Annotated in this window: 4 protein-coding genes and 1 pseudogene; all 5 read right to left on the reverse strand. The window is 61.0% G+C overall.

Annotated elements, in window-relative coordinates:
- A pseudogene (locus ACQKQA_RS29880) lies at window positions 1-457 on the reverse strand (hypothetical protein); the annotation flags it as partial.
- A 29-nt stretch (window positions 458-486) separates the two neighbouring features.
- Window positions 487-912, reverse strand: coding sequence for a nucleoside-diphosphate kinase (gene ndk / locus ACQKQA_RS29885; protein WP_007929529.1), 426 nt, complete (start codon window positions 910-912; stop codon window positions 487-489).
- A gap of 94 nt (window positions 913-1,006) precedes the next feature.
- Complete coding sequence (gene iscX / locus ACQKQA_RS29890; protein WP_007929528.1) at window positions 1,007-1,207, reverse strand: Fe-S cluster assembly protein IscX; 201 nt, start codon at window positions 1,205-1,207, stop codon at window positions 1,007-1,009.
- A 14-nt stretch (window positions 1,208-1,221) separates the two neighbouring features.
- On the reverse strand, window positions 1,222-1,563 hold the full coding sequence (gene fdx / locus ACQKQA_RS29895) for an ISC system 2Fe-2S type ferredoxin (RefSeq protein WP_007929527.1): 342 nt from the start codon (window positions 1,561-1,563) through the stop codon (window positions 1,222-1,224).
- A 3-nt stretch (window positions 1,564-1,566) separates the two neighbouring features.
- Complete coding sequence (gene hscA, locus ACQKQA_RS29900; RefSeq protein ID WP_427564749.1) at window positions 1,567-3,429, reverse strand: Fe-S protein assembly chaperone HscA; 1,863 nt, start codon at window positions 3,427-3,429, stop codon at window positions 1,567-1,569.
- Window positions 3,430-3,563 lie beyond the last annotated feature (134 nt).

The following is a 3,563-nucleotide window of genomic DNA, read 5'->3' on the forward strand; positions in this document are numbered from 1 at the left end:
GCTGGCGTCGATGCACAGGTAACTGGCCATGGAGCCGACCGACTCCGCCAGCACCACCGAGGCACCGCCATGCAGCAGGCCATAGGGCTGATGGGCTGCAATCCAGGGCACAGCCTGCCTGGGACGAAACGCACAAGGTGCCGCGTTTGCCCTGGGGAATGTAAACGGTCTCGACGCAGCTGCCGGACGCCACGCGCACCACCCACTTGCGGGTGCCATCGCTGGAGATGTCCTCGCTGACCACTTCCGGACCGCGAATTTCGGCAACGGCCTTGAGCTTTTCGCGCAAGGCCTTGCCGACGTTCGTCATGGCGTCGAAATCATCGACGCCAAAGTGGTGAATCCATTTCATTACCTGACCGGCACGGAAACGCTTCTCCCCGATTGAGTCGAAGAATTTTTCCATTTCCGGTTGAGTCAGACCCAACAGGTTAGTTTTGCCAGTCGATGTAGTCATGGTTTCACCTTCACTCACGGGCCTTTGGCTTAGCGAGTGGTCACTTCGGTGGAAGCGAAGAAGTAAGCGATTTCGCGTGCAGCAGCGGCTTCGGAGTCCGAACCGTGAACGGCGTTGGCGTCGATGGACTCGGCGAAGTCAGCGCGGATGGTGCCGGCAGCAGCTTCTTTAGGGTTGGTAGCGCCCATCAGCTCACGGTTCAGAGCGATAGCGTTTTCACCTTCCAGAACCTGAACGACAACCGGACCGGAAGTCATGAAGGCAACCAGCTCGCCGAAGAAACCACGAGCGCTGTGCTCAGCGTAGAAGCCTTCGGCTTCGGCTTTCGACAGTTGCTTCATTTTCGAAGCTACAACGCGCAGGCCAGCTTTTTCGAAACGGGTAACGATCTCGCCGATGACGTTTTTTGCAACAGCGTCAGGCTTGATGATGGAGAAAGTACGTTGAACAGCCATGGTGTAACTCCAGAAACGGTGATTAAAGCGAAAAATTAAACCCGCGAATTATACGCGGGTTTATAGGGATTGCCTAACTGCGTACGGCCCAGACTCAGTCTGCTTCTTCGATCCAGGCAGCCTGAATGGCTTCAAGAACCTTCTCGCCACCGCGAGCCGGATCGTCGCTGAATTCCGGCAGTGCCAGAACCCATTGGTGCAGGTCGACAAAGTTTACATAGCGCGGATCCACATCCGGCTTGGACTCAGCCAGCTGGATCGCGATTTCCAGCACATCAACCCATTTCAGACTCATGATGACTCCTTGAATCAGTGCGGCGCTTCGGCCGCATGGTTGAGCGAGTACTTCGGAATCTCGACGGTCAGGTCTTCCTCGCCGACGATCGCCTGGCAGGACAGGCGCGATTGCGCTTCCAGGCCCCAGGCCTTGTCCAGCAGGTCTTCTTCCAGTTCATCCGCCTCATTCAGCGAGTCGAAACCCTCGCGAATGATGCAGTGACACGTGGTGCAGGCGCAGACGCCGCCGCAGGCGCTCTCGATCTCGATGTGGTTGTCATGCGCCACTTCCAGAATCGAAGTACCCGGCGCGGCCTCTACGACCAAGCCATCCGGGCAAAACACAGCGTGTGGCAGAAAAATGATCTGCGGCATCAGTTATTCCTCGATTTCATTCAGGTTGCGCCCCGCCAGAGCGGCTTTCACCGTCGAGTCCAGGCGGCGGGCAGCAAACGCATCGGTCACTTGCGACAGACGCTTGGTCTGCTGCTCGATGGCATAACCATCGGTGCCACGCATCAATTCGTTCAATTCCTGCATCTGCAGCTCGATGACCATGCGCTCTTCGGCATCCAGCAGACGGTCGCCGTCCGCTTCCAGAGCGCCCTGCACCGCTTCGATCAGGCGCTGGGCATCGACCTGCTGCTCACGCAGCACGCGAGCGGCCTTGTCGTCGCCGGCGTACTGGAAGGAGTCCTTGAGCATCCTGGCGATCTCGCCGTCGGTCAGGCCATAGGACGGTTTGACCTGGATGCTGGCTTCGACGCCCGAGCCCAGCTCGCGAGCGGACACGCTCAGCAGGCCGTCGGCGTCGACCTGGAAGGTCACGCGAATCTTCGCCGCGCCAGCGACCATGGCCGGAATGCCACGCAATTCGAAACGCGCCAGGGAGCGGCAATCGCTGATCAGCTCGCGCTCGCCCTGCAACACGTGAATCATCATGGCCGACTGGCCATCTTTGTAAGTGGTGAAGTCCTGGGCCCGAGCGACCGGGATAGTGGTGTTCCGTGGAATCACCTTCTCCATCAGCCCGCCCATGGTTTCCAGCCCCAGGGACAGCGGAATCACATCGAGCAGGAGCAGTTCGCCACCATCGCGCTTGTTGCCGGCCAGGGTATCGGCCTGGATCGCAGCACCAATGGCCACCACCTGATCCGGGTCGATCTCGGTCAGCGGCTGGCGCCCGAACATTTCGGCGACCGCCTCGCGAACCCGTGGGACGCGGGTCGAGCCACCGACCATCACCACCGCCCGCACATCGTCCAGCTCGACATTGGAGTCGCGCACGGCACGCCGGCACGCCTTGAGGCTGCGCGCCACCATGGGCTCGATCAGCGCGTCGAAGGCTTCGCGGGTCAGCGGGGCCGACCAGGTGCCATAGGTCACTTCGACCGAGGCAGCATCAGTGAGGGCTTCCTTGGCGGCACAGGCGGTTTGCAGCAGATTGCGCTGTGCACCCGGATCGAGATCGGCGGACAGGCCGGCACTTTCGATGATCCAGCCGGCGATCGCATGATCGAAATCGTCGCCGCCCAAGGCGCTGTCGCCGCCAGTGGCCAGCACTTCGAAGACACCGCCGGTCAGGCGCAGGATGGAAATATCGAAGGTCCCGCCACCCAGGTCATAAATTGCCACCACGCCTTCGGCGTGCTGGTCCAGACCATAGGCCACGGCCGCCGCGGTCGGTTCGTTGAGCAGGCGCAATACGTTCAGGCCGGCCAGCTTGGCCGCATCCTTGGTCGCTTGGCGCTGGGCATCGTCGAAATAGGCCGGAACGGTGATCACCGCCCCCACCAATTCCCCCCCCAGGGTCGCCTCGGCGCGCTGACGCAATACCTTGAGGATGTCGGCAGAGACTTCCACCGGACTTTTCGGGCCCTGGACAGTATCGATGAACGGCATATGCGATTCGCCGTCGACAAAGCGATACGGCAGTTGCTCGCCCAGTTGCTTGACGTCGGACAGACCACGCCCCATCAGGCGCTTGACCGACAGCACGGTGTTCAAAGGATCGGCAGACGCCGCCAGCCTGGCGGACTCGCCCACCTCGACGTGGTCGGCGTGATAGCGCACGGCCGACGGCAGGATAACCTGCCCGTTGGCATCGGCCAGCGGCTCGGAAAGACCACTGCGCAAGGCAGCGACCAGCGAATTGGTAGTACCCAAGTCGATCCCCACAGCCAGGCGACGCTGGTGCGGTTGAGGACTTTGGCCGGGTTCGGCGATCTGCAGTAGGGCCATGCTTATCTGGACTTATCTGTATATCAGGCGTGCGACCGGCCCGTCTGCAGGAACAGCTCTTTGCCCTCGGCAACCCTTATTCCGGGCTATGGCGCCTGGCACCTGACGAGCCGCGCTTGCATTACGAGCTTGCC

The sequence above is a fragment of the Pseudomonas sp. NPDC089530 genome (assembly GCF_050280705.1).
Classification (GTDB): Bacteria; Pseudomonadota; Gammaproteobacteria; order Pseudomonadales; family Pseudomonadaceae; genus Aquipseudomonas.